This window comes from Ensifer sp. R1-3, from assembly GCF_056739175.1.
Genome location: NZ_CP096515.1, coordinates 439,732 through 464,709, shown reverse-complemented (window position 1 = coordinate 464,709; position 24,978 = coordinate 439,732). Strand labels below are relative to the sequence as shown.

The window sequence follows — 24,978 nt, the reverse complement described above, 5'->3', positions numbered from 1 at the left end:
TCAAAGTGCTACAGCGACCTTTGCGCGTCTGATAAGACGCGCGGCGCTGTAACGGGTCACGCGGAATGCCCCTCAACCGGCTGCCGCCACCTTCTCCCCGTTTTGACGGGGAGAAGGGACAAGCTGCTGGATCGCCATTTCTCCTTGAGCGCCCGAGAAGCGGAGCATCACCGCGAGTCCCCTTCGCCCCGCTTGCGGGGAGAAGGTGCCGGCAGGCGGATGAGGGGCAAGTGAACGCTCTACCCGCCAATCAGCGCCAGCCACTCGTCCTCGTCCATCGTCTGGACGCCGAGTTCGCGGGCCTTGTCGAGCTTCGAGCCGGCCCCGGGGCCGGCGACGACGATGTCGGTCTTCTTCGACACCGATCCCGCCACCTTGGCGCCGAGACTCTCCGCCTTCGCCTTCGCCTCCTCGCGCGTCATCTTCTCGAGCGATCCGGTGAAGACCACCGTCTTCCCGGCGACGGGGCTGTCGGTCGCGACGGGCAACTCCGCGCTTTCCGGCGTAACCTCTTGCAGCAGCTCGGAAACGACCTTCAGGTTGCGCGGCTCCTTGTAGAACTCGACAATGGCGCGCGCGACCACCTCGCCAATGCCGTCGATGCTGTTCAGCTCGTTCCAGGCATCTCCCGAAAAGCCCGCCGCCTCGGTCATGGCGGCCCCGAAATGCTCGTAGCTGCCATAGGAGCGCGCAAGCAGCTTGGCCGTCGTCTCGCCCACATGGCGGATGCCTAGCGCATAGATCAGGCGATGAAGCGCTATCGAGCGGCGGGCATTGATCGCCTCGTACAGCTTGCGGACGCTTACCTTGCCGAATCCGTCGATGTTCTCGAGCTTGTTGAGCGATGCCTCCTGGCGGCTTTCGAGCGTGAATATCTCTGGGGCGGTGCGGATCCTCAGATTCTCGTCTTCGCTTTCGAAGAAGAACTCGATCTGCTTGGAGCCGAGGCCTTCGATGTCGAAGGCATTGCGCGAGACGAAATGCTTCAGATGCTCGACCGCCTGCGCACGGCAGACGAAACCGCCCGTGCAGCGGCGCACGGCATCCACCTTGCCCGTCTTTTCGTTGATGTCGCGCACCGCATGGCTGCCGCAGATGGGGCACGTCGCCGGAAACCTGTAGGGCTCGGCCCCTTCCGGCCGCTCGTCGATCACCACGTCGACGATCTGGGGGATCACGTCCCCTGCCCGCTGGACGATCACCATGTCGCCGATACGGACGTCGCGCCCATCGCGGATCGGCTCACCGGTGTTGCCGACGCCGCGGATATAATCCTCGTTGTGCAGCGTGGCGTTGGTGACGACGACGCCCCCGACGGTGATCGGCTCCAGCCGCGCGACGGGCGTCAGGGCGCCGGTACGGCCGACCTGAATGTCGATGCCCTTCAGACGCGTGAAAGCCTGTTCGGCCGGAAACTTGTGCGCCGTTGCCCAGCGCGGACTGCGCGAGCGGAAGCCGAGCCTGGCCTGCAGATCGAGCCGGTCGACCTTGTAGACGACGCCGTCGATGTCGTAGTCGAGGTCCGGACGCTCCCGCTCGATATGGTGATAGTGCTCCAGGAGCTCGTCGGCGGAGAAGAAGCGCTGCATCAGCGGATTGACCGGGAATCCCCAGGCCTTGAAGGTCTCCACCATGCCGAGCTGCGTATCCGCCGGCATCGCCGACATCTCACCCCAGGCATAGGCGAAGAAGCGCAGCTTGCGGTTCGCCGTCACCTTCGCGTCCAGCTGACGGAGCGAACCCGACGCCGTATTGCGCGGGTTGACATAGAGCGGCCTGCCCTGCGCCGCCATTTCGGCATTGAGCGCGGCGAAGTCCGATTTCGCCATATAGATCTCGCCGCGGATCTCGACGACATCAGGCGCGTCCGCGGGAAGCGTCTGCGGGATCATGCCGATGGTGCGGACATTGGCGGTGACGTTTTCCCCGGTCGTGCCGTCGCCGCGGGTAGCTGCCGTGACGAGCCGCCGGTTTTCGTAGCGCAGCGACATGGACAGCCCGTCGATCTTCGGCTCGGCCGTGAAGGCGATCGAGCCGTCCGGGAGCTTGCCGAGGAAGCGGTAGACACCGGCGACGAATGCGCGGGCATCCTCGTCCGAGAAGGTATTGTCGAGCGACAGCATCGGCCGCGCATGAACGACCGGCGCGAAGGTCAGCGAGGGTGCGGCACCGACCTTCCGCGAGGGGCTGTCCTCGCGGACAAGTACCGGGAAGCGCTCTTCGATCAGATCGTTCCGCCGCTTCAGCGCATCGTAGTCCGCATCCGAAATCTCCGGAGCATCCTTGCCGTGATAAAGCATGTCGTGGCGGGCAAGCTCCGCCGCCAGGAAGGCGAGTTCCTCGGCAGCTTCCGCTTCGTTCAATTGTTCGACGGATTTTCTTTGATTCAGCATGGATGCGGCTCCAGAACTTTGGAGTCGCTTTTACTGCATGATTCCTCAAATCGGAATCGATTTTGAGGGTAACCGACGCGAAGGAACGTGAGGGCTATTCAACCGTTGCCGGCGAGCAATCGCGCGGCTGCGGCCCTCGCCTCCTCGGTAATCGAGGCGCCGGCGAGCATGCGGGCGATCTCTTCCGTGCGTGCCGCTTCGTCCATGCGGGCGACGCGGGTCGCGATCATCTCGGTCTTTTCCGCGGAAGGCCCCTTCGAAATCAGGAGATGCGTCGCCGCACGCGCGGCAACCTGCGGCGCATGGGTGACGGAAAGCACCTGCACGGTTTTCGAAAGCCGCTTCAAGCGCTGGCCGATCGCATCCGCCACGGCGCCACCGACGCCGGTATCGATCTCGTCGAAGACGAGCGTCGGCGCCGAACCGCGATCGGCGAGCGCCACTTTCAGCGCGAGCAGGAAGCGCGAGAGCTCGCCACCCGAAGCGACCTTCATGATCGGTCCCGGCCTGGTGCCGGGATTGGTCTGGACGTGGAACTCGACCGCATCGATCCCGTCGGCCGTCGGCGATCCCGGGTCGCTCGTCACCTCGACCATGAAGCGGGCGCGTTCGAGCTTCAGCGCAGGCAGTTCTTCCATGACGGCGGCCGAAAGTGCAGCAGCCGTATTGTGGCGCTTCTCGGAAAGTGAGCGGGCCGCAACATCGAAGGCCGCCCTGGCTTCGGCGACCTGTATTTCCAGTTGCTTCAGCTTCTCTTCGCCGGCGTCGAGATCGGCAAGATCTGCGATCATCCGCGCGGCAAGTGCCGGCAGTTCGGTGACGGGAACTGAATATTTGCGGCTAGCGGCGCGCAGAGCGAAAAGCCGCTCCTCGACGCGCTCCAGCTCCTTCGGATCGAATTCGGTGTCGCGGAGCGCGCGCTCGACCGCCATCTGGGCATCCGCAAGCTGGTTCAGCGCCCCATCCAGAAGCTCGACCGTCTCTTCGAGCAGGCCGGGTGCCTCATGGCTCTTGCGTTCGAGCCGCCGGACGAGCGACGCGATGAGCGGTACCGGCGAGGCGTTGCCATTCAGAAACTCGGATGCCTCGCTGATGTCCCCGGCAATGCGCTCGGCCTTCATCATGCGGGCCCGGTTCTCGGCGAGTTCCTCCTCTTCGCCATCGCGTGGCGAAAGCGTCTCGAGTTCCTCGACGGAGGAACGCAGATAGTCCGCCTCGCGGGCTGCTGCCTCCACCTTCTCGCGGTGTTTCTTCAGACAGCGCTCGGCATCCTTCCAGGCGCGATAGAAGGTTGCGACGTCTTCCGCAGCTTCGGTGGTACCGCCGAAAGCATCGAGCAGCGTGCGGTGCGCGTCGGTATCGACAAGCGCCCGATCGTCGTGCTGGCCGTGAATTTCAACGAGCGTCTGGCCGACCTGCCGCATCAGCTGAACGCTAACCGGCTGGTCGTTGATGAACGCCTTGGTGCGGCCGTCGGCCGATTGCACGCGGCGGAAGATCAGATCGCCATCGTCGTCGATGCCGTTCTCGCGCAGGAAGAGCCGCGCCGTATGGCCGGCCGGGACGTCGAAGACAGCGGTAACCTGGCCCCTGTCCTCGCCGTGGCGCACGAGCGAACCGTCGCCGCGGCCGCCCAGCGCAAGCGACAGACTGTCGAGAAGAATGGATTTGCCCGCGCCGGTTTCGCCGGTCAGCACCGAAAGCCCGGCATCGAAGCTGAGGTCAAGCCGTTCGATCAGGACGATATCGCGGATCGCGAGCTGGGCGAGCATCCGGTTTCATATCTTCGTTGTCAGGCGCCGGGAAAATCACGCGCCGATGAGGTTCTTTCCCGCGCGCGCGATCCAGGACGTGCCGGTTTCGCGCGGCTCAAGCCCGCCGGATTGCAGCAGCTTGTAGGAGTCTGCATACCATTGGCTGTCGGGGTAGTTATGCCCGAGAACCGCTGCCGCCGTCTGGGCTTCCCCGGTCACGCCCATCGCATAATAGGCTTCGACGAGGCGGGCAAGCGCTTCCTCGACCTGATTGGTGGTCGGATACCGCTCGACGACGGTGCGGAAGCGCGAAATCGCTGCCAGATATTCTTTGCGCTCGAGATAATAGCGGCCGACCTGCATCTCCTTGCCGGCGAGCTGGTCGCGTGCAAAGCGGATCTTTGCCTGCGCATCGTCGACATATTCGGAGTCCGGATACTTATCGACGACCACCTGCATTGCCTCGATCGCCTTCGCCGCGGGTCTTTGATCCTGCGTCACCGACGGAATCTGCTTCGTATAGGCGAGGCCCTGGATATATTGCGCGTAGGCTGCGTCTTCCGACTGCGGATAAAGATTCAGGTAGCGGTTGGTCGAGTTGATCGCGTCCTGATACTGGCCGTTGCGATAGGCAACGAATGCATTCATCACCAGCGCTTTCCGGGCATATTCGGAGAACGGATGCTGCTTGTCGATCGCCTCGAACTTCCGCGCCGCTTCCGTCGTCTTGCCGGCGTTCAGGTTTGCGAGGCCCTGGTTGTAGAGCACGTCCGGCGGATCGGTCTCGGCCGTGAGCTTGGTGATGTCGATGTCCGGATCGTTCTGGCAGGCCGTGATCAGACTGGAGCCGGCGATAGCCGCAAGAACGACCGCGGCGACGCGCGCTGATTTTCTTATGTCGACAGAAACTGCAAGAACCATCGGATATTCCCGTTTCACTCAGCGCCTAGCATCGCGCCAGACTTGCGCGTTTTAGAGCAAGTTACCTCAAGACCGCAACGTCATGATCGGCAATTCATGCAAATTTGTGGCGCGCTGCAGCGCTGCACCCCTTTTCGGATGTGTAAAGCGCCTCTGGCACCGTGAAAATAGGTGCCGAAGAACACGCGTTACTCAGGGCAACTATCGAATCATCATGAAAATGCCGGCCTTTCGGCCGGCGACTGGAGAAGGAATATCCTATGCCGTCAGGCGGACCAGGGCGCAAAGCCCGGTGCGGCAACCGCCACCATGTCCCGCGAACGGGTGCGCTGGCGCGGCGTTGCCGTTTCCACCACCTCATAGGCGGTCGGATCGCTGAGCAATGCCTTGAGGGCATTGGCATTCATCCGGTGCCCGCCGCGATAGGAGCGGTAGCAGCCGAGGAAGGGAGCACCCGCCAGCGAAAGATCGCCTACGGCATCGAGCGTCTTGTGGCGGACGAACTCGTCCGTATACCGCAGGCCCTCGACATTGATGACCGTGTTGTCGTCCGAAATTACCACAGAGTTCTCGAGTGACGAGCCGAGCGCGAAACCGCCTGCCCAGAGGCGCTCCACATCGCGCATGAAGCCGAAGGTACGCGCCCGCGACAGCTCCCGCTTGAAAACGGAAGGCGTCATGTCGCCCTTCCATGCCTGACGGCCGATCAGCGGGCAATCGAAGTCGATCTCGACTTCGAAGCGCATGCCGTCATAGGGCGTGAATTCCGACCAGGAAGCGCCCGATTCGATGCGCACCGGCTTGAGAATGCGGATATAGCGGCGCTTCTCGGCAAGCGAATGAATACCTGCCTGCTCGATCGCCTCGATAAAGGGGGCTGAGCTGCCGTCCATGATCGGCATTTCAGCGCCATGCACCTCGATCAACAAGTTGTCGAGGCCGAGCGCATAGATCGCCGCCATGACATGCTCGATCGTCGCGATCGAGGTTGCCGGCGAGAGGCCAAGGACGGTGCACAGATCGGTGTTGCCGACCTGCGACGAGACGGCCCGGAATTCGCTCAGCCGGCCGCCGGCAAGCACACGCTGGAACACGATCCCGGCGTCGGCATCGGCCGGCTGGAAGGTGATCTCGACTTCCGCACCGGAGTGAACGCCAATTCCCTTGAGGGTTATCGGGTTTGCGATCGTCGTCTGAAACCCGAGCAGTTCGATTCCCATTCTCGTCACTTTCAATCAAGGCGGCCTTCGGCCAAAATCCTAAAGGGTGCCACGCTGCTCAAGACACAAGACGAAGTACCGGGACCCCGCGCAGCCGGCGGAAATCTCGTCTTCGAACTAACAGCGCCCGATCGAATCGTATGCGTCCCCAATTCCGATCATGAAAATAAGAGTTTGGAGGCACCATTCCAAATCACTGTTCGTTTCGTTTTGTTACGCAATTCATATGCGCGCAATGCAATTAATAAGCTTCTGATTTCGCGTAAAAAATCGAAAAATGCCCGGGCTGGCGCCCGGGCATCGGCAAGGTGAAGGAACAGCCTCCGCATGTTTCCCTGAACCGGAGCCGGCTCAGGAAAAACTGCGGCGACTGAAAGTACTACGGCGACGTTGCGCGTCCGATCGGACGCACGGCGCCGTAGGTATCAGCTCGACTGGCGACGCAGGAACGCCGGGATTTCGAGCTGATCGTCTTCATGCGACCGCATCTGCGGTGCAGCGCGACCGTGATCGTCGAGCTGGCCGCGACGCGGCGCATAGAGGCTGGCTTCCGGCGAAAGCGGCCGGCGCTGTTGCGAGGCGGCGCTTGGTGCCGCGGCGGTCATGTCGGACGAGACATTCGTCGCTTCCCGTTCACGCAGCCCGAGCGAGCTGGTGATCCGGTTCAGGAGTCCCATCGGCCCGCGTTCTTCCTGATGCGCAGGCGCCGGCTGCGTCCGGTGGTCCATTTCTGCCTTCACGACCGGCGGAAAGTCCTCGACCTTCGGCATGCGTACCGGCTCGGCCTGCTGCCGCACGACCTGGGTGGGCTCCTGCCGGACCGGCTGCGCCTGCATCTGCGGCTGGACGGGCGCCTGCATCTCGACCGGGCGCGGTGCCGGCTGCGCCGGCCGCATGACCGGTGCGGCCTCCGCCGGAGCGACGCCGGCGAAGAGCTTGCTCTGCGGACGGAAGGCCTCTTCCTGGAGGTGGGGCTGCGGCTGCGGTGCCGGTGCGGCGACCTGGGCGCGCGCTGCGATGTCGAGCTCGCGCTCCATTTCGGCTTCGCGAATGGCGAGCGCGATGTGGTCGACATTCTGCTGCTGGAGCGGCGGCTGCACCGGCTGCGGCTGCGGCGCCGGCTGCAGCGAGACAGTCGGCTGCGGCTGAGCCGGAACGGCGGCGGACGGGCGGACGATCGGCTTCGGCGCTACCGGACGAAAGTCGGCGGAGCGGCCGGCCACCTCCGCGGCCGTGCGGTCGATGCCGGTGGCGACGACGGAAACCCGAATGAGGCCTTCGAGCTCTTCGTCGAAGGTCGCGCCGAGAATGATGTTGGCGTCCGGATCGACCTCCTCGCGGATACGCGTGGCAGCCTCATCCACCTCGAAGAGCGTGAGGTCGCGGCCGCCGGTGATGGAGATAAGCAGGCCCTGAGCGCCCTTCATCGAGGTTTCGTCGAGCAGCGGGTTGGCGATCGCGGCTTCCGCAGCGGCCATTGCGCGGCCTTCGCCGGAGGCTTCGCCCGTACCCATCATGGCGCGGCCCATTTCGCGCATCACCGAACGGACGTCGGCGAAGTCGAGGTTGATGAGGCCTTCCTTGACCATGAGGTCGGTGATGCAGGCGACGCCGGAATAAAGAACCTGGTCGGCCATGGCGAAGGCGTCCGCGAAGGTCGTCTTGTCATTGGCGATGCGGAAGAGGTTCTGGTTCGGGATGACGATCAGGGTGTCGACCGACTTCTGAAGATCGGAAATACCCTGGTCGGCGATCCGCATGCGGCGCCCGCCTTCGAAATGGAAGGGCTTGGTGACGACGCCGACGGTGAGGATACCCTTGTTGCGGGCAGCCTGGGCGACGATCGGAGCAGCGCCCGTGCCGGTGCCGCCGCCCATGCCGGCGGTGACGAAGCACATATGCGTGCCCTGCAGGTGATCGATGATCTCGTCGATGCATTCTTCAGCGGCCGCACGGCCGACTTCCGGTTGCGAGCCGGCACCAAGACCTTCGGTGACGGCGACACCCATCTGGATGATCCGCTCGGCCTTGGTCATGGTGAGTGCCTGGGCATCCGTGTTGGCGACGACGAAATCGACGCCCTGGAGCCCGGCGGTGATCATGTTGTTGACGGCGTTGCCGCCGCCGCCGCCGACGCCGAAGACCGTGATACGCGGCTTCAGCTCGGTAATGTCCGGCTTCTGCAAGTTGATGGCCATAGTCCTGTTCCTTCTCTTTCCCTGGCCGCCTTGCCGAGCCGGCCAATTCCTTCAAACTCGAACACCTGTCTCGTCCGGCGATATGCCGAGCGATCTAGAAACTTTCTTTCAGCCATTGCCCCATCCGGGCGAAACGGCTGTTGCCGCCGAGGGTGGAGAACATGCCGCTGCCGGCGGCATGCGTCTCGAGGTCGGCGACCTGAGGGTAGATCATCAGCCCGACGGCCGTGGAGAAGGCCGGGCCCTTGGCAGCGGCCGGCAGGCCGGATACGCCGAGCGGGCGGCCGATGCGGACATTGCGTGCAAGAATGCGCCGCGCCGCTTCCGGCAGACCGGTCAGCTGGCTGGCTCCCCCCGTCAATACGATGCGCTTGCCGACGATCGGGCTGAAACCGGACCGCTGGATGCGGTCGCGTATGAGTTCCAGCGTCTCTTCGATGCGAGCGCGAACGATGCGCGAGACCAGAGCGCGCGGCACGTGCGTCGGCTGGTCGCGGTCGTCTTCGCCGATCGGCGGAACCGAAATGATATCGCGCTCGTCCGCGCTGTTCGGAAGCGCCGAACCGTGCACGACCTTCAGGCGCTCGGCATCCTCGATGCGGGTGGACAGGCCGCGCGCCAGATCGGTCGTGACGTGGTGGCCGCCAAGGCCGACCGCGTCCGCATGGACGAGCTTGCCTTCGGCGAAAACCGAGATCGTCGTCGTACCGCCGCCCATGTCGATGGCCGCACATCCGAGCTCGACCTCGTCATCCACGAGTGCCGCAAGCCCGCTGGCATAAGGCGTCGCGACCATGCCCTCGACCGAGAGGTGAGCGCGATTGACGCAGAGCTCGAGGTTCTTCAGTGCGGGCCGCTCCGCCGTCAGCACATGCATGTCGACGCCGAGAACGTCACCGAACATCGCCAGCGGGTCGCGGATGCCGCGCTCGCCGTCCAGCGAGAAGCCGGTCGGCAGAGAGTGCAGGATGGCGCGGTCGGTGCGCAGCGACTGGTGCCCCGCGGCAGCGAGTACCTTCTTCAGATCGTTCGCCTCGACCTCCTGCCCGCCGAGATCGATCGTCGCGGTATAGACGTCGCTCTGCAGGCGGCCGGCGGAAACATTCACGATGAGGCTGTCGATCGTCAGTCCCGCCATGCGCTCGGCTGCATCGACCGCAAGCCGGACGACGCTTTCGACCGCGTCGAGATCGGCGATGACGCCATTCTTGACGCCCCGCGACTTCTGGTGACCGATGCCGATGACCTCGATGCTGTGCGTGCGCCCGGGCAGTATCTGGCTCTCGGCACGCGGCGTCAGGCGGCCGATCATGCATACCACCTTGGTCGAGCCGATATCGAGCACCGACACGACATGCGACCGCTTCGAGGGCAAGGGCTTCAGACGCGGAAGGCCGAAATTGGCGGATCCGAACAGACTCATATCCGCTTCTCCTGGGCTTTCAGCATCTTCTCCCTCGCCTTGAGTGCGACTTCCCGGCGCTTCACAGCTTCCGGCGTCAACTGTACGGTCGTGCGGTCTTCGAGCCTGAGATCGACGGCGGCGATGTCGCGCTCGAGCAACTGATGCGTGTCTTGCATACCGGCGAGCACGCTCATCGCGCGGGCAACATCCTTTTCGGGAAGCTTCACCACGACGCCGTTGTTGAGCCGCAGATCCCAGCGGCGCCCGGCCACGCGCACGAAGGCCTTGACGCGGGAGCGGAACTCCGGCCAGCGGGAAAACTCGTCGTAGAACGCGGCCGCCGCCGTCTCCGCATCGCGGCCGACGAAAAGCGGCAGGCTGGCGAACTTGTTGTCCCTGAGCGGCGCGATGACGCTGCCGCTGCGCTCTATGAGCGAGAGATCCGATCCGTGCTGCCAGATACCGAAGGCTTCGCGCTCCTTGAGAACGACCTCGATCGTACCCGGATAGACCTTGCGAACCGTGACGGTCTCGACCCAGGGCAGTTCGCCGATCAGCCGACGCGCCTCCTCGATATCGAGCGCCACCAGTGAGGTCGTGCCGTCCAGGCCGAGCTGCTGGAGGATGTCGATCTCGGAGGTCTGCGCGTTGCCGGAGACGCGGACGTCCTCGATCGCGAAGCCGGCGGCAGTCGTCGAGACCTGCGCGAAGCTCTGCGTATGGCCGCCGAGCGACATGCCATAGAGGCCCGTCGCCACCATGAAAGCTGCGGCGGCTACTGTTCCGGTATGATTCGGGAAGCGGATTCGACCGGCGCCAAGGCTGATCAGAAAGCGCACGCCCCTGCGCAGCGGCCGCGGCAGGACGAACGCTTCATCCGCCTCGGCGACACCGCCGGCCGGGTAACGAACCCTCTTGCCCCTTCTGCCCCTCAGCGCAAGCACGACGCGTCCTCCACCATCCACCTGAGAAATTCACCGAACTGAAGGCCAGCATGCTGCGCCATTTCGGGCACCAGGGATGTTGGGGTCATGCCGGGTTGGGTGTTGATCTCGAGCCAGATCAACTCGCCCTCACCATCCCCACTATCGTCGAAACGAAAGTCGGACCGGCTGACGCCGCGGCAACCGATCGCCTGATGCGCCTTCAACGCCAGTGTTTGTATTTTTTGGTAAATATTTGGTGAAATCTGTGCAGGTATGACGTGCTTCGAACCACCTTTTACGTATTTCGAGTCGTAATCGTAGAAGGCGTGCCCCTGCGGAATGATTTCAGTGACGCCGAGGGCTGCATCGCCCATGACACCGCAGGTGAATTCGCGCCCCGCAATATAGCGCTCGACCATGACGCGGTCGCCGTAGCGCCACTCGCTCGAGGTGATCACCTGAGGCGGATGCGACTGATCCTCCTTGACGATCACCACTCCGAAGCTCGACCCCTCGCGGACCGGCTTCACCACGTAAGGCGGCTTCATCGGGTGCTGATTGCCGAAGCTGCGCCGGTCCATGACCAAGGCTTCGGCAACCGGAATGCCGGCAGCCTTGGCGACATGCTTTGCCTGGTCTTTATCCATGGCCAGCGCCGAGGCCAAAACGCCCGAATGGGTATAGGGAATCTCGAGATATTCGAGAATGCCCTGGATCGTCCCGTCCTCGCCGAACGGCCCATGAAGCGCGTTGAAGACGACATCCGGACGCAATTCCTGAAGAACCGCCGCGACGTCGCGACCGACATCGACGCGCGTGACGCGATAGCCTTCGGCCTCCAGGGCATCCGCGCAAGCAGTCCCCGAAGACAGGCTCACCGGCCTCTCCGAGGAAAATCCGCCCAACAGGACAGCAACATGCTTGCTGCTCATTCAAACCCCCAAACAATACGCCACTATCGCGAAGCTTGCTTGCATCTGGCTGATTTCGAAGCCGCGATTCGCGAGACCGCCGCGTAGAACCACTACAACGACATTATGGTTAATGAAGTGTTTACTTTGGTTAACTCTCGCCGCGAAACGCGCTTCGGCGACACCCGTCAAGAATCAACCAGAGACAAGATTTCCTAGCTGAATCAGAGCTTTCTGTGGCTTGCAAGGGAAATAATCTTAGGAAAGGTAGAGCCCGCCTGCGTGTGCAGGCGGGCTCTACAAGGTCTTGCGTCGCGCTATCTCTCTCGACCTAGCTATCGTCGCCGACGATCTTCCATACGATTCCGGCGATGACCGCACCGATCAGCGGCGCGACCCAGAAGAGCCAGAGCTGGGAAATCGCCCAATCGCCGACGAACAGCGCCTGTCCGGTCGAACGCGCCGGATTGACCGAGGTGTTGGTGACCGGGATCGAGACGAGGTGAATCAAGGTCAGCCCCAGGCCGATGGCGATGGGCGCGAAGCCCACAGGCACACGGCTATGCGTCGAGCCAAGAATGATGAGCAGGAAAAAGGCGGTCATGACGACCTCGGTGACGAGCGCCGCCGTCAACGAATAACCGCCCGGCGAGTGTTCGCCGTAGCCATTGGCGGCAAAACCGCCAAGCTGGAAATCGGCCTTGCCGCTGGCGATCACGTAGAGCACGGCAGCTGCGGCGATCGCGCCGGCGACCTGCGCGAGGATGTAACCGACGAGGCTTGCCGGCGGCATTCTGCCGGCAACGGCAAGCCCGACCGATACCGCCGGATTGAAATGACCGCCCGAAATCCCGCCGACCGCATAGGCCATGGTCAGCACCGTAAGGCCGAAGGCAAAGGAGACCCCAAGCAGGCCGATGCCGACCTCCGGGAAGGCAGCGGCAAGCACGGCGCTGCCGCACCCGCCGAGAACGAGCCAGAAAGTACCGAGAAATTCCACAGAGAGCTTCCTGAACATGAATATTCCCCCGAACCGAAGCAAAACGCTTCGCCGGCGAGAGTTCTCCAGTATTCGATTCCCGTCAAGCGGGAGATGTATTTTCAGGCGATGCCCGCAATACGGGAAGACAATGAATTCGCGTAGGCGGGAATGCCGGCTGATCGAGCACACGGGCGGCGATATGCCGGTGGAATATTCCTTCGCCGGCAAGCGCATTTAGTTCGCATTTCTTACGAAATCAGGCTTTCTCGATGTGAAAACTTGCGCTAAGAACCGGCCGCCCGCCTCCCAAGACGGCATGACCGCCAGATCGTTTGATTGTGTCCATCGGACAGCGAACTGATCTAACCCTATGAAACTACGCAATTCCGGCGGGGAGAGTTACTCGCTTTCCCGCAAATTGCTCCAGGAACGAACCAATGACAGACGCGACAACCTCGCTGTCGCCGCAGGATGGTGCGTTGCATCGGCAGGCCGTGAACTCCCCTGCCCGGGTGCTGTTCGCCAGCCTCGTCGGCACGACGATCGAATTCTTCGACTTCTATGTCTATGCGACCGCAGCGGTGATCATCTTCCCGCACCTCTTCTTCCCTGCAGCCGATCCGACCTCGGCAATGCTGCAGTCCCTCGCCACCTTCTCGATCGCCTTCTTCGCCCGCCCGCTCGGCGCCGTGATCTTCGGTCACTTCGGCGACCGGATCGGCCGCAAGGCGACGCTCGTCGCCGCGCTGATGACCATGGGCATCTCGACGGTCGTCATCGGCCTGTTGCCCACCTATTCGACGATCGGCGTCGTGGCACCGCTGCTGCTTGCCCTCTGCCGCTTCGGCCAGGGCCTCGGCCTCGGCGGCGAATGGGGCGGCGCGGTGTTGCTCGCCACCGAGAATGCGCCTGAAGGCAAGCGGAGCTGGTACGCCATGTTCCCGCAACTCGGCGCGCCGATCGGCTTCATCCTGTCGGCCGGAACCTTCCTCATCCTCGGCGAGGTCATGAGCGAAGAGGCCTTCCTCGCCTGGGGCTGGCGCGTTCCCTTCATCGCCAGCGTGCTGCTCGTGATCGTCGGCCTCTATGTCCGCCTGAAGATCACCGAAACGCCGGAATTCCAGAAGGCGATCGACAAGCACGAGCGCGTCGAGGTGCCGGTCGCCGCGATCTTCCGCTCGCACAAGCGAAGCCTCGTACTCGGCACCTTCGTGGCGCTCGCGACCTTCGTCCTGTTCTATCTGATGACCGTCTTCTCGCTCTCCTGGGGCACGACCAAGCTCGGCTATTCGCGCGAACAGTTCCTCCTCGTACAGATGACGGGCGTCGTCTTCTTCGGCCTGATGATCCCCGTCTCCGGCATCCTTTCGGACCGCTTCGGCCGCCGTCTCGTGCTGGTACTGACGACGATCGGGATCGGCGTTTTCGGCCTCTTCATGGCACCGCTCCTGTCGTCCGGTCTCGGCGGGGCCTTCGTCTTCTCGATCGTCGGCCTCGGCCTGATGGGCCTCACCTACGGGCCGATCGGCGCCGCACTGGCGGCCCCCTTCCCGACCGCGGTGCGCTATACCGGAGCCTCGATGACCTTCAACCTCGCCGGCATCTTCGGCGCGTCGCTGGCGCCCTATATCGCCACCTGGCTCGCGACCAATTACAGCCTCGGCCATGTCGGCTACTATCTGCTGGCGGCGGCTTCGATCACGCTCGTCTGCCTGCTTCTTTCGAACGAGGAAGAGGTCTCGGGCTGAGATGGAATAATCCTGAAAAAAGGGCCGCGGCGGATGACCGTCGCGGCCCTTTTCTTTGGTCCTGATTTCGGCTCAGGCCGTGGCGCGGCCGAGGAATTCCCTGATTTCGTAGCCCGGCATGAAATTGCCGACCCGCTTGATTTCCCATTCCAGCTTGACGCCGGAATGCTCCATCACCCGCTGGCGCACGGTCTCACCGAGATATTCGAGCTCGTAGCCCGTCGCCTGTCCGGTATTGATCATGAAATTGCAGTGAAGCGGCGACATCTGGGCATTGCCGATCATCATCCCGCGGCAGCCGGCCTCGTCGATCAGCTTCCAGGCCGAATGGCCGTCCGGGTTCTTGAAGGTGGATCCGCCGGTCTTCTCGCGGATCGGCTGCACCGTTTCGCGATGCTGGCGCACGGCGTCCATGTCGGTGCGGATCTTGGTCTTGTCTTCCGCATAACCCTCGAAGATCGCATGCGTGAAAATCAGCTCCTTGGCCGCGCCGGAATGGCGGTAGCCATAGCCCATCTCCGCTTTGCTCAGGACATGCCGGTTGCCCTTGCGGTCGACGGCATGGACCTCGACGACGCGTTCGCTGGTCTCGCCGCTATTGGCGCCGGCGTTCATGCGGAGTGCCCCGCCGATCGAACCGGGAATGCCGTAATAGAAGTAGAAGCCGCCGATGCCATGGTCGAGCGCCATGGCGGCGATGTTCTTGTCCGGGCAGATCGCGCCCGCCTTGATGCGGTTTTCACCGGCGAGTTCGAGATCGCCGAAGCCCTTCGCAGAAAGCCGGATGACGACGCCCGGAATACCGCCGTCGCGCACGAGCAGGTTTGAGCCCACGCCGACGACCATCACCGGCACCTCTTCGGGCACCAGCTTCAGGAAGGCGACGAGGTCGTCGGTGTCGTGCGGCTGGAACATGAGTTCGGCGAGACCACCCGCACGAAACCAGGTGACGCGGTCCATCGGGGCATCGGGCGTGAGACGTCCGCGGATTGCAGCGACGCCGCTTCCGAGCGAATCGAGAAGTTTCTGACCGTTGACCTGTTTCATGCTCGATTTCCTGAAATTTCCGCGAGCTGCTTGGGCAAGGCCGCGGCCCAATAGGTAATGCTGCCAGCTCCCAAGAGAACCACAAAATCGCCCGGCTGCGCAATCTTCGCGATAACAGGCGCCAGTGCCTCCTGTCCGGGGACGTGGCGGGCATCGCGATGGCCGGCAGCCTTGATGCGGTCGACAAGCGCTTCCGAACTGACGCCCTCTATGGCTTCCTCGCCGGCCGCATAGACCGGAGCGAGCAGGATCGTATCGGCGTCGTTGAAGCAGGAGGTGAAGTCTTCGAAGAGGCTCGACAGGCGCGAATAGCGATGCGGCTGGTGAACCGCGACGATGCGCCCCTGGCACGCCTCCCGCGCCGCCCTCAGGACCGCCCTGATCTCGACCGGATGGTGGCCGTAATCGTCGAAGATGCGCGCGCCGTTCCATTCGCCCGTCAGCGTGAAGCGGCGTTTGACGCCGCCGAAGGTGGCAAGACCCCTCGCAATGTCCTCGGGCTTGATGCCGAGCCGCTGTGCGACCGCTACGGCAGCCGTGGCGTTCGAGACATTATGGCGTCCGGGCATCGGCAGCCTGAGATCCTTGATCTCGATCACCTGGCCCGTGCGGCGGCGGCGGATCTCGATATCGAAGATGGAGGTCGCACCGTCCATGCGGATATTGTGGAAGCGCACGTCGGCCTGGGGGTTCTCGCCGTAGGTGACGACCTTCCGGTCCTCGATCTTGCCGACCATGGACTGGACTTCCGGATGGTCGAGACACAGCACGCCAAATCCGTAAAAGGGCACGTTCTCGACGAATTGCCGGAAGGCCGCGCGCACGGCGTCGAAACTGCCGTAGTGGTCGAGATGTTCGGGATCGATATTGGTGACGACCGCGATGTCGGCCGGCAGCTTCAGGAACGTGCCGTCGGATTCGTCCGCTTCGACCACCATCCATTCGCCGGCGCCCATGCGCGCATTGGTGCCGTAGGCGTTGATGATGCCGCCGTTGATCACCGTCGGATCGAGGCCGCCCGCATCGAGCAGGGCGGCGACCATCGAGGTCGTCGTCGTCTTGCCATGCGTCCCGCCGATCGCAATCGCATTGCGGAAGCGCATCAGCTCGGCAAGCATCTCGGCCCGGCGCACGACCGGCAGGAATTTCTCGCGCGCAGCGATGAGCTCGGGATTGTCCTTCTTGATCGCCGTCGAGACGACGACCACCTCGGCATCGCCGAGATTTTCCGCTTTGTGCCCGATGGAGATGCTGATGCCCTTTTCCCGCAGACGCTGCACATTGGCGCTGTCGGCCTGGTCGGAACCCTGGACGCGATGGCCGAGATTGTGCAGGACTTCGGCAATACCGCTCATGCCGATGCCGCCGATACCAATGAAATGTACGAGCCCGATCGTCTTCGGCATCTTCATGAGCGTGTTTCCTTGAACTTCGCGACTGTCGAGCCGCTGGCAATAGCCTCTACCAGCAAGGCAAGCAAGCGCGCGGCATCCGGCTTGCCGGTCTGGCGGGCGCCAGCCGCCATCTGCGCCAGCGCATCCGGGTTGCTCATCGCATCCGCAAGGATGCCGGCGAGACGCTCGGCGCTGAGCTCCACCTGAGCGATCACGCGCGCCCCGCCTTTCGCGGCGAGTGCGGCGGCATTGGCTGCCTGGTCGTGGTCGAGAGCGTAGGGATATGGCACCAGGATCGCCGGTCGTCCGATGACCGAGATTTCCGAAACGGTGGAAGCGCCCGAGCGGCAGATAAGGAGCTGCGCCGAAGCGATCCGACCGGCCATGTCGGTGAAGAAGGGGGATACCTCAGCGGGAACGCCGAGCTTCTCGTAGACCGCGATGACGCCTTCCCGGTCCTCGGGCCGGGCCTGCTGCGTCACCTTCAGCCGCTGGCGCAGCGCGTCGTCGAGCCGGCAGACCGCCTGCGGCACCGCTTTCGAGAAGAATTGCGCGCCCTGGCTGCCACCGAAGACCACGAGATGAAAGGGCGCATCGCCGGCAGCCGCCGCATAAGGAACCCCGGCAGCCTTCAGTACCGCGGGGCGCACAGGGTTTCCGGTCGCCACGGTCTTTGCCGCGAAGGCTCCGGTGCCTTCCGGAAGAAAGCCGCCGGCGACGGCCTTGACCCGCGATGCGAGCATTTTGTTGGCGCGGCCCATCACCGCGTTCTGTTCGTGGATGATGGACGGAATGCCCATGCCCGTGGCCGCAAGCAGCGGCGGCACCGTCGGGTAGCCGCCGAAGCCGACGACGGCCCTGGGCTTAAGCCTGGCAATCAGTCGCCGGGCCGCCCTCAGACCCGTCCAGAGCTTCCACACCGACCGGGCGAGTTTCACCGGATTCTTCGAGCCGATCGTCGCCGACGGCACGACATGAATCTCGTCGGCCGGGAACTTCCCCGTGAAGCGTTCGGCACGGCTGTCCGTCACCAGATGCACGGAATAACCCGTCGCTTTCAGCTCATACGCCAGCGCCTCGGCTGGAAAGAGGTGCCCGCCGGTCCCGCCGGCGGCAAGAAGAATGATGCCTTTATCCATGTCTCACTCCGCCGGCACTCCGACGCCCGATCGAAAGAGGCTGCGCTCGACGGCACGCTTCTCGGGCCGATGACGCGTCAGTGCCAGAATGAATCCCGCTGTCACGCAGATCGCCACCATCGACGACCCGCCATAGGAAATCAGCGGGAGCGTCATGCCCTTGGCCGGAAGCAGCTCCAGATTCACGCCGATATTGATCATCGACTGAATGCCGATTTGCAGGACCAGCCCGGCAACCGCGAACCGGTTGAAATCGTTGCGCTCACGGAAGGCATGATTGAGGCCGCGCATAACCACGAAGGCGAAAATCACGACGACGACCATGCAGAAGACGATGCCGAACTCCTCCGCAGCGACGGAGAAGATGAAGTCCGTATGGCTGTCCGGAATGATGCGCTTCACCACGCCCTCGCCCGGGCCGCGGCCGAACCAGTCACCGCGAATGATCGCCTCGCGGGCCGTATCCACCTGGAACGTATCGCCTTCTCCGGTCAGGAACCGGTCGATGCGGCCGGCGACGTGAGGCAGGATGGAATAGGCGGCGAAAAACCCGCCTATCGCCACCGACGCGAGCACGATGATCCAGAGCCATGGCATGCCCGCCATGAAGAACATGCCGCCCCAGACCACCGTCGTGAGGATGGTCTGGCCGAGGTCGGGCTGGGCGACGAGGAGCGCCCCGACGATACCGAAGAGGAGGATCGAAAGCAGATTGCCGGGAATTTCCGGCTGCCGTGCATGTTCGGCGAAAAGCCAGGCGCAGACCACGACAAAGGCGGGCTTCATGAATTCCGAGGGCTGTATCGAAATGCCGGCGAGCGACAGCCACCGCCTGGAACCCTTGACCTCCTGGCCGAAGAACAGAGCCAGCACCATCATCGCCGTGGAAATCACGAGCAGGATGATCGCCGTGCGCCGCACCTGTCGCGGCGAGAGAAAGGAGATGCCGACCATCACCACCAGCGACGGCAGGAGGAAGAGCGCATGGCGCTTGACGAAGTGGAAGCTGTCGAGGCCGAGCCGTTCGGCGACCGGGGGGCTTGCGGCGAAGGAGAGCATGAAGCCCACGCCCATCAGCAGGATGAAGGCGGCGAGAAAAAATCTGTCGATCGTCCAGAACCAGTCGGCCACGGGGCCACGTTCGGCTCGGCTTACCATCAGTCTGTCCCCTTTCCCGGCGCCTAGTGCGCCAACATCCACTACCGGCCGGAGCCGTCAGATCAGCATGCTCACGCCCTCGAGCGCCGCCACATGGCCGACGAAGGCATCTCCGCGCACCTCGAAGTTCTTGTACTGGTCGAAGCTTGCGCAAGCCGGAGAAAGCATCACGGCCGCAGGACCTTGCGAGTCCCGCGCCGCATCCGCTGCCGCGTGCGCAACCGCCTTTTCCAACGTCCCGGAGATTTCGTAGGGCACTGCCTCGCCGAGTGTCGCGGCGAAGGAGGGTGCCGCCTCTCCGATCAGATAGGCCTTGACGATCTTCGGGAAGAACGGCGCCAGGGACGTGATGCCGCCCTCCTTCGGCAGTCCGCCGGCGATCCAGTAGATTCTGTCGTAACTCGAAAGCGCCGGGGCTGCAGCCTCTGCATTGGTCGCCTTGCTGTCGTTGACGAAGACGATCTCGCCCTTCTTCGCAACCGGCTGCATCCGGTGCTTGAGGCCCGGAAAGCTCCTGAGGCCGTCGACGATATCCTTCCCGGAGATGCCGACCGCCAGGCAGGCGGCGATCGCAGCCGCAGCGTTCTGGGCATTGTGCCCTCCCCGCAGCGTCTGGATCCCGGCGAGGTCGGTAAAGAGCGACGATGCCCCGTCCTGCGCACGCATCAGCGCCGAGCCTTCGGCATAGACGCCCTGGGCCAGCGGATGGCGGCGCGATATACGCACGACCTTTGTTCCTGCCCGCTCCACCCGATCGGCGATCAGGCTCGAGAGGCTGTCGTCGACGCCGACCACCGCCGTTCCGCTCCCCGCCACCAGACGCTCCTTGATGTCCGCATAGTGCTGCATCGTGCCGTGGCGATCCAGGTGATCCGGCGTCAGGTTGAGCAGTATCCCGGCGGTCGGGTCGAGCGTTGGCGCAAGGTCGATCTGGTAGGATGAGCATTCGACGACATAGAAGCGCCCTGCTTTCGGCGGGTCCAGCGTCAGCACCGCGGTGCCGATATTGCCGCCGAGCTGCGTGTCGCGCCCGCTTGTCCTGAGGATATGGGCGATCAGCGCCGTCGTCGTGGACTTGCCGTTGGTGCCGGTGATGGCGATGAAGGGGCAATCGGGCGCGTGTTTGCGCCGCTCACGCACGAAGAGCTCCACATCGCCGATGATCTCGACGCCGGCCTGATGCGCGAGATCGACGCTCCAGTGCGGCTTCGGATGCGTCAGCGGAACGCCGGGCGAAAGCACGAAGGCGGCGAAGGCATGCCAGTCGGCGCCGCGCAAGTCAGCGGTGGCTATTCCGGCCGCAGCAGCCTTGGCGACGCTGTCAGGATTGTCGTCCCACGCCACGACATCTGCGCCGCCCGAAACGAGTGCCTGAGCCGTAGCGAGGCCCGAGCCGCCTAGCCCGAAGAGTGCGACCTTCCTGCCCTTGAGTGAGGTGACCGGGATCATCGTGGCTCACCGCAGCTTCAGCGTGGAGAGGCCGACCATTGCGAGGATCACTGCGATGATCCAGAAACGGATCACCACCTGGCTTTCCGTCCAGCCCTTCTTCTCGAAGTGATGGTGGATCGGCGCCATCAGGAACACGCGATGCCCGGTGCGCTTGAACCAGAAGACCTGGATGATGACCGACAGCGTCTCGATGACGAAGAGCCCGCCGATGATGATCATGACGATCTCGTGCTTGGTCGCGACGGCCACGGTGCCAATCAGGCCGCCGAGCGCGAGCGAACCCGTATCGCCCATGAAAATCGCGGCAGGCGGTGCGTTGAACCACAGGAAGCCGAGTCCCGCGCCGATCACGGCGCCAAGGATCACCGCGAGTTCGCCGGTGCCGGGCACGAAATGGATCTGCAGGTAATTGGCGAAGACGGCGTTACCCGCAAGATAGGCGATCAGCCCGAATGCGGCCGACGCGATCATAACGGGAACGATCGCGAGCCCGTCGAGGCCGTCGGTCAAGTTTACCGAATTTCCCGCGCCGACGATGACGAACCCGCCGAACAGCACGAAGAAATATCCGAGATTGAGCATCAGGTCCTTGAAGAAGGGAAAGGTCACCGACGAGCCGAAGGTGGAACCCGCCGCCCCTGCGGAAAGCGCCGCCTGCATCATGAAGAAGACGGCAACGGCGGCGATCACGAACTCGATGCCGAGTCGTGCCTTGCCGGAGAAGCCCTTTTCCGACTGTTTCGTCACCTTGAGATAGTCGTCGTAGAAGCCTATCGCGCCGAAACCGAGCGTCACCAGAAGCGTCGATACGACGTAGATGCTGGACAGATCGGCCCAGAGCAGCGACGACACCACGATGCCGGTCAGGATCATCAACCCGCCCATGGTCGGCGTACCGGCCTTCTTGAAGTGCGTCTGGGGGCCGTCGGCGCGGATCGGCTGGCCCTTGCCCTGGCGGATGCGCAACGAGGCGATCATGGCGGGGCCGAACAGGAACACGATCAAGGCAGAGGTAAAGAGAGCCGCCCCCGTACGGAAGGTGATGTAGCGAAAGAGATTGAAGAATTGAAAGTGGTCCGCCAGTTCCACAAGCCAGATCAGCATAAGGGACCTTTCCCCCAGAAGTTTATAATCGGACATCGTCCAACAGAATCATCTGCCAGAAGATACCCGCTTGCGTTCGACTATGTTAGGCCATTTCCCCTGGCCGAAGGCCGTATCCACCAGCACTGCGGCGCCGCGCACCCTTTCGGGCGTACAAGAGCCGCCGTCACGCTTTCAGTTGCCGCATGTTCTTCCGTAAACCGGTTCCGGTTCGAGGAAACATGCAGCGGTGGCAACGTCCCTATACTTCCCCTGCTCCGGCCGTCTCCTGCGGATAGGCATCGAGAAGCGCCTGGACGATCTTTGCGCAACCGGTGCCTTTCGAAGACTTGACCATCACGACGTCGCCGGCCGAAACCGCGCCGAGGGCGTAGGCCGTGAGATCGCCCACCACATCTCGATGAACGACGGATACCTCCGGCGGCAGAGCGTCGCGCAAATGGGCCATCTCGGGTCCGGCCAGCCAGACATCGGCAATACCCGCCTCGACAACGGGTCCCGCAAGCGCCGCATGAACAGCCGCCGAATGCTCGCCCATTTCCAGCATGTCGCCGAGAACGGCGATGCGTCGCCCGCCGGGCGCCGGCTCGGCGTCGCGAAGAAGCGAGATCGCCGCCCGCATCGACGCGGGATTGGCGTTGTAGCTCTCGTCGATCACGGTGAGGTGCCCGGTGCCGATCCTGAGGCGATGCCGCAGCCCCCGGCCCTTTTCCGGCTGCATGGTCGCAAACGACGCGGCGACGCGGTCGGTATCCGCGCCTGCCAGCGTCGCCGCGGCGATCGCCGCCAAGGCGTTTTCCGCGATATGGCGCCCGGGGGCGCCGATCGCGATTTCAAGCGTTCTGCCTCCGATGCCGGCCCAGAGCACCGAGCCTTCCGCTCCGCCGGCGAACTCGGCCAGACGGAATTCCGATCTCGGATTTGCGCCGAAGGAATGGACATCGCTCACCCCGGCCGCGGCAGCCGCCCTTTCGAGGAGATCGTATTGCGCGCTGTCCCGATTGATGACCGCATGACCTCCATTGACCACGCCTTCGAAGATTTCGGCCTTGGCCGCCGCGATCTCGTCCAGGCTCGTGAAATTGCCGAGATGGGCGGCGGCAATGCTGGTCACAACAGCCACATGCGGACGAACCATCCGTGTCAGCGGCAGAATTTCGCCCGCATGGTTCATCCCGATCTCGAAGACCCCGAAATCGGTCGTCTCCGGCATGCGCGCAAGCGTCAGCGGCACGCCCCAGTGATTGTTGAAGGACGCCACGGAGGCGTGGACCCGGCCGAGGGGCGACAGCACGTGCCTCAGCATCTCCTTCGTGGTGGTCTTGCCCACCGATCCCGTGACGGCGATGATTTTCGCCGCGCTGCGGTCGCGTGCCGCGCAACCGAGCCGGATCATCGCCTCCAGCACGTCGTCGACGACGATCATCGGGGCGATCAGGCGCCCGAGCGCCGGCAGCTTCGCTTCGCTGACGACCAGGAGCGCGGCTCCGTTTGCAAGCGCGATACCGGCATAGTCGTGGCCGTCGACGCGATCGCCCCTGATCGCGAAAAAGGCCTCGCCGTCGCCGATCGTGCGGCTGTCGATCGAAATGCCGGTGATACCTTCCGGCAGGTTTCCGACCGGGCGGCCGTTCATCGCGGCCAGAAGATCGCTGCTTGTCCAGAGCCAGTTCAAATCAAAGACCTCCCAGTGCCTTGCGGACCTCCGCGTGGTCGGAGAAAGGCAGCGTCACGGAACCGACCGTCTGCCCCTCTTCATGCCCCTTTCCGGCAACGATCAGCGTATCGCCGGTCTTCAGCATGCCGACAGCCGCGCGGATCGCCTCGGCGCGATCGCCGATTTCCGTAGCCCCCTTGGCCGCGGCCATGATCTCGGCACGGATCACTTCCGGTACTTCCGAACGCGGATTGTCGTCGGTGACGATCACGACGTCGGCGAGGCGGCTGGCAATCTCTCCCATGATCGGGCGCTTGCCCTTGTCCCGGTCGCCGCCGCACCCGAAAACCACCACGACCCGGCCGGTGGTAAAGGGACGCACGGACTCCAGCACGTTTGCGAGTGCGTCTGGCTTGTGGGCGTAATCCACATAGGCAAGCGCGCCGTCCTTCGTCTGTCCGACGAGCTCCAGGCGCCCCGAAGCGCCCTGCAGCCTCTCCAGCGCCGAGAATGCCGCCTTTGCGGTGATCCCGGTGGACATTGCGAGGCCCGCGGCAACGAGCGCGTTGGCGATCTGGAAATCACCGGCGAGCGGCACGTGAATTTCGTAGATGTCGTCGCCGACATGAACCTCCGCCGACTGCTTGTGGCGGAAGTGCTCGACGCGCTTCAGCGCGATGAAATCGCCGTTGCGCCCGACGGTGCGCACATCGTGGCCTGCCTTGCGAGCGGCAGCGATCGCCTCGGCGGACCATTGGTCGTCTGCGAAGATCACCGCCGGCGAACCTTTCGGCAGGAGCGCCCCGAAGAGGCGCATCTTGGAGGCCATGTAGTGCTCGACAGTCGGATGGTAATCCATGTGATCGCGGCCGAGATTGGTGAAGGCGGCGGCCGCGAGCTCGACCCCGTCCAGCCGCCTCTGGTCCAGCCCGTGGCTCGAAGCCTCCATTGCCGCATGGGTCACGCCCTCATCGGCAAGTTCGGCAAGCAGCTTGTGCAGGGATACCGGGTCGGGGGTCGTCAGCGAGCCGTATTCGGTGCGGCCGGGCGCCACGACCCCCGTGGTGCCGATCATCGCCGCCGAGAAGCCGCTATGCGCCCATATCTGCCGGGTGAAGGAGGCAACGGACGTCTTTCCGGCCGTACCCGTGACCGCCACCATCGTCTCCGGCTGGCGTCCGTAGAAGCTGGATGCCGCTTTTGCAAGGAACCTGCGCGGGTCGGAGATCGCAAAGACGGGCGCACCCGCTTCTGCCGGGGTGCCGGTTCCGGCGACGACCGCCGAAGCTCCGCGAGACAGCGCGTCCGCTATGTAGGCAGCCCCGTCCGCCTTCGATCCGGCGACCGCGACGAAGAGGTCGCCGGGCTTGACCTGCCGGCTATCGGCCGTGATGCCGCCGATCTCGATGGTCGCGGCGTCGCCCTTCAGCTGCGCCGAAAGTTCCGGGAAACTCGATCCCGCCAGATCCGTGATCTTCATGAACTGCACGTCTCACATCGATATGATCCAATAGCGCCGTGCGTCTTTTCAGACGCGCAAAGGTCGCTGTAACACTTTGAATGCAGCAT

Annotated in this window: 18 protein-coding genes; 1 reads left to right on the top strand and 17 read right to left on the bottom strand. The window is 63.7% G+C overall.

Going from position 1 to position 24,978, the window contains the following annotated elements; genetic code table 11:
* Nucleotides 1-239 precede the first annotated feature (239 nt).
* The 9 genes from ligA to aqpZ form a co-directional block, all read right to left on the bottom strand.
* Nucleotides 240-2,393, bottom strand: a complete 2,154-nt coding sequence (gene ligA / locus M1D43_RS02220; protein WP_153313400.1) for an NAD-dependent DNA ligase LigA — start codon at nt 2,391-2,393, stop codon at nt 240-242.
* Between the two features lie 98 nt (nt 2,394-2,491).
* Nucleotides 2,492-4,165, bottom strand: a complete 1,674-nt coding sequence (gene recN / locus M1D43_RS02215) for a DNA repair protein RecN (protein WP_027993148.1) — start codon at nt 4,163-4,165, stop codon at nt 2,492-2,494.
* A 36-nt stretch (nt 4,166-4,201) separates the two neighbouring features.
* A complete protein-coding gene (locus tag M1D43_RS02210; protein ID WP_003529108.1) occupies nt 4,202-5,068 on the bottom strand; it encodes an outer membrane protein assembly factor BamD in 867 nt (288 codons plus the stop codon).
* Between the two features lie 266 nt (nt 5,069-5,334).
* Nucleotides 5,335-6,288, bottom strand: coding sequence for a UDP-3-O-acyl-N-acetylglucosamine deacetylase (gene lpxC / locus M1D43_RS02205; RefSeq protein ID WP_340086501.1), 954 nt, complete (start codon nt 6,286-6,288; stop codon nt 5,335-5,337).
* 425 nt (nt 6,289-6,713) lie between these two features.
* Nucleotides 6,714-8,486, bottom strand: coding sequence for a cell division protein FtsZ (gene ftsZ, locus M1D43_RS02200; RefSeq protein ID WP_153313398.1), 1,773 nt, complete (start codon nt 8,484-8,486; stop codon nt 6,714-6,716).
* Nucleotides 8,487-8,580: 94 nt separating this feature from the next.
* Nucleotides 8,581-9,909 carry a cell division protein FtsA gene (gene ftsA, locus M1D43_RS02195; protein ID WP_010969742.1) on the bottom strand — a complete coding sequence of 443 codons (1,329 nt, stop codon included), beginning with the start codon at nt 9,907-9,909 and terminating at the stop codon, nt 8,581-8,583.
* The gene (ftsQ, locus tag M1D43_RS02190) at nt 9,906-10,835 is read right to left on the bottom strand and encodes a cell division protein FtsQ (protein ID WP_318853427.1); all 930 of its coding nucleotides are present in this window, start codon (nt 10,833-10,835) and stop codon (nt 9,906-9,908) included. The genes ftsA and ftsQ overlap by 4 nt, the downstream gene beginning before the upstream one ends.
* Entirely contained in the window at nt 10,823-11,749 is a 927-nt protein-coding gene (locus tag M1D43_RS02185; RefSeq protein WP_153313397.1) for a D-alanine--D-alanine ligase, read from the bottom strand. Before M1D43_RS02185 ends, ftsQ begins: the two co-directional genes overlap by 13 nt.
* 310 nt (nt 11,750-12,059) lie before the next feature.
* On the bottom strand, nt 12,060-12,746 hold the full coding sequence (aqpZ, locus tag M1D43_RS02180; RefSeq protein WP_003529119.1) for an aquaporin Z: 687 nt from the start codon (nt 12,744-12,746) through the stop codon (nt 12,060-12,062).
* A 401-nt stretch (nt 12,747-13,147) separates the two neighbouring features.
* On the opposite strand from aqpZ, the gene M1D43_RS02175 reads away from it, so the two are divergent.
* Complete coding sequence (locus M1D43_RS02175; protein WP_003529121.1) at nt 13,148-14,458, top strand: MFS transporter; 1,311 nt, start codon at nt 13,148-13,150, stop codon at nt 14,456-14,458.
* A 72-nt stretch (nt 14,459-14,530) separates the two neighbouring features.
* On the opposite strand, the gene murB is transcribed toward M1D43_RS02175, so the two are convergent.
* The 8 genes from murB to M1D43_RS02135 form a co-directional block, all read right to left on the bottom strand.
* Nucleotides 14,531-15,505: a UDP-N-acetylmuramate dehydrogenase gene (murB, locus tag M1D43_RS02170; protein ID WP_010969746.1), complete on the bottom strand. Its 975-nt coding sequence runs from the start codon at nt 15,503-15,505 to the stop codon at nt 14,531-14,533.
* Nucleotides 15,502-16,917 (bottom strand): UDP-N-acetylmuramate--L-alanine ligase, encoded by a 1,416-nt coding sequence (gene murC / locus M1D43_RS02165; RefSeq protein ID WP_003529126.1) that lies wholly within the window; start codon nt 16,915-16,917, stop codon nt 15,502-15,504. The genes murB and murC overlap by 4 nt, the downstream gene beginning before the upstream one ends.
* Nucleotides 16,914-18,038 (bottom strand): undecaprenyldiphospho-muramoylpentapeptide beta-N-acetylglucosaminyltransferase, encoded by a 1,125-nt coding sequence (gene murG, locus M1D43_RS02160; RefSeq protein WP_153313396.1) that lies wholly within the window; start codon nt 18,036-18,038, stop codon nt 16,914-16,916. The genes murC and murG overlap by 4 nt, the downstream gene beginning before the upstream one ends.
* Nucleotides 18,039-18,041: 3 nt before the next feature.
* Complete coding sequence (gene ftsW / locus M1D43_RS02155; protein WP_003529129.1) at nt 18,042-19,196, bottom strand: putative lipid II flippase FtsW; 1,155 nt, start codon at nt 19,194-19,196, stop codon at nt 18,042-18,044.
* Nucleotides 19,197-19,253: 57 nt separating this feature from the next.
* The gene (gene murD / locus M1D43_RS02150; protein WP_153313395.1) at nt 19,254-20,645 is read right to left on the bottom strand and encodes a UDP-N-acetylmuramoyl-L-alanine--D-glutamate ligase; all 1,392 of its coding nucleotides are present in this window, start codon (nt 20,643-20,645) and stop codon (nt 19,254-19,256) included.
* 6 nt (nt 20,646-20,651) lie between these two features.
* On the bottom strand, nt 20,652-21,752 hold the full coding sequence (mraY, locus tag M1D43_RS02145) for a phospho-N-acetylmuramoyl-pentapeptide-transferase (protein ID WP_003529135.1): 1,101 nt from the start codon (nt 21,750-21,752) through the stop codon (nt 20,652-20,654).
* A gap of 241 nt (nt 21,753-21,993) precedes the next feature.
* Nucleotides 21,994-23,427: a UDP-N-acetylmuramoylalanyl-D-glutamyl-2,6-diaminopimelate--D-alanyl-D-alanine ligase gene (locus tag M1D43_RS02140; RefSeq protein WP_153313394.1), complete on the bottom strand. Its 1,434-nt coding sequence runs from the start codon at nt 23,425-23,427 to the stop codon at nt 21,994-21,996.
* A 1-nt stretch (nt 23,428) separates the two neighbouring features.
* Complete coding sequence (locus tag M1D43_RS02135; protein ID WP_153313393.1) at nt 23,429-24,889, bottom strand: UDP-N-acetylmuramoyl-L-alanyl-D-glutamate--2,6-diaminopimelate ligase; 1,461 nt, start codon at nt 24,887-24,889, stop codon at nt 23,429-23,431.
* Between the last annotated feature and the right edge of the window lie 89 nt (nt 24,890-24,978).

Bases quoted from the DNA above. Each gene is read 5' to 3' on its own strand.
- mraY (WP_003529135.1), bottom strand. From the start codon at position 21,752: ATGCTGATCTGGCTTGTGGAACTGGCGGACCACTTTCAATTCTTCAAT.
- lpxC (WP_340086501.1), bottom strand. From the start codon at position 6,288: ATGGGAATCGAACTGCTCGGGTTTCAGACGACGATCGCAAACCCGATA.
- ftsW (WP_003529129.1), bottom strand. From the start codon at position 19,196: ATGGTAAGCCGAGCCGAACGTGGCCCCGTGGCCGACTGGTTCTGGACG.
- aqpZ (WP_003529119.1), bottom strand. From the start codon at position 12,746: ATGTTCAGGAAGCTCTCTGTGGAATTTCTCGGTACTTTCTGGCTCGTT.
- murC (WP_003529126.1), bottom strand. From the start codon at position 16,917: ATGAAGATGCCGAAGACGATCGGGCTCGTACATTTCATTGGTATCGGC.
- ligA (WP_153313400.1), bottom strand. From the start codon at position 2,393: ATGCTGAATCAAAGAAAATCCGTCGAACAATTGAACGAAGCGGAAGCT.
- M1D43_RS02210 (WP_003529108.1), bottom strand. From the start codon at position 5,068: ATGGTTCTTGCAGTTTCTGTCGACATAAGAAAATCAGCGCGCGTCGCC.
- murD (WP_153313395.1), bottom strand. From the start codon at position 20,645: ATGATCCCGGTCACCTCACTCAAGGGCAGGAAGGTCGCACTCTTCGGG.
- M1D43_RS02185 (WP_153313397.1), bottom strand. From the start codon at position 11,749: ATGAGCAGCAAGCATGTTGCTGTCCTGTTGGGCGGATTTTCCTCGGAG.
- ftsZ (WP_153313398.1), bottom strand. From the start codon at position 8,486: ATGGCCATCAACTTGCAGAAGCCGGACATTACCGAGCTGAAGCCGCGT.
- recN (WP_027993148.1), bottom strand. From the start codon at position 4,165: ATGCTCGCCCAGCTCGCGATCCGCGATATCGTCCTGATCGAACGGCTT.
- M1D43_RS02135 (WP_153313393.1), bottom strand. From the start codon at position 24,889: ATGAAGATCACGGATCTGGCGGGATCGAGTTTCCCGGAACTTTCGGCG.
- M1D43_RS02175 (WP_003529121.1), top strand. From the start codon at position 13,148: ATGACAGACGCGACAACCTCGCTGTCGCCGCAGGATGGTGCGTTGCAT.
- ftsA (WP_010969742.1), bottom strand. From the start codon at position 9,909: ATGAGTCTGTTCGGATCCGCCAATTTCGGCCTTCCGCGTCTGAAGCCC.
- murG (WP_153313396.1), bottom strand. From the start codon at position 18,038: ATGGATAAAGGCATCATTCTTCTTGCCGCCGGCGGGACCGGCGGGCAC.
- murB (WP_010969746.1), bottom strand. From the start codon at position 15,505: ATGAAACAGGTCAACGGTCAGAAACTTCTCGATTCGCTCGGAAGCGGC.